Here is a 693-nt window from a genome sequence, read left to right as displayed (position 1 = left end):
CCGTTTGCCACTGCCAGCCGTTGAGGCCCTGGTATTTGCTGGCGCTGCCGTGCTCGGTGTCGACCATGCCGACGAGGCCGCCCTCGCGCTGTGCCCATTCCGAGGCCAGTGCGAGGGCGGTGTAGGTCTTGCCCGACCCGGATGGTCCGGCTATCGCCATGCGCGCCTTGCTTTTTCGCCGGACCGCGGGCTTGAACTCAATCACGATCACCACCACCTGACCGGTGGATAGACGGCGAGCCCGGCCACCAAGGTTACGGTGGCCGGGTTAAACTGATATCGCATAACTACTCCCGTAGATGTGCACCGACCCGGCGGAGTGCTAGCCCGCCGGGTCAACTCTTTTTCTCCCGTAGACGAAATCTGTGCTCGGTTCTGGTCGCTATCCCTTCTCCTCGATCCGGAACAGGTGCTCGGCCGGGACATCCAGTGCCGCAGCGAGTTTCGCCGCCAGCTCCGGGCTGCAAGAACTGCGCGCCCCCGACCGCAACAGACCGACGATGCTTTTGCCGCACCCGGCGCGCTCGGCAAGTACCCGCACCGGCACACGCTTGGCCTGCATCGCCTCACGTAATGCTGTCCGGGACTTCAACCTCGCCCGATAGACCATCCTGGCCACCCTCCTGTTCCTCTCCCTGGAGCAGACAGTATCAGGAGAATCCACTTAAGGCTATCCGAACATAGATCGGTGAA

At 62.9% G+C, this 693-nt stretch carries 1 protein-coding gene and 1 pseudogene; both read right to left on the bottom strand.

Annotated features, from left to right (window positions below):
* Window positions 1-205: pseudogene (locus NP3_RS46060) on the bottom strand (AAA family ATPase); the annotation flags it as partial.
* A gap of 177 nt (window positions 206-382) precedes the next feature.
* Complete coding sequence (locus NP3_RS46055) at window positions 383-619, bottom strand: hypothetical protein (protein ID WP_157125030.1); 237 nt, start codon at window positions 617-619, stop codon at window positions 383-385.
* Window positions 620-693 lie beyond the last annotated feature (74 nt).

The organism is Nocardia pseudovaccinii NBRC 100343 (assembly GCF_001613225.1).
In the GTDB taxonomy this organism is placed as follows: Bacteria; Actinomycetota; Actinomycetes; order Mycobacteriales; family Mycobacteriaceae; genus Nocardia; species Nocardia pseudovaccinii.
The sequence above is the reverse complement of the archived record's forward strand: the minus strand, read 5'-3'. Positions and strand labels throughout refer to the sequence as shown.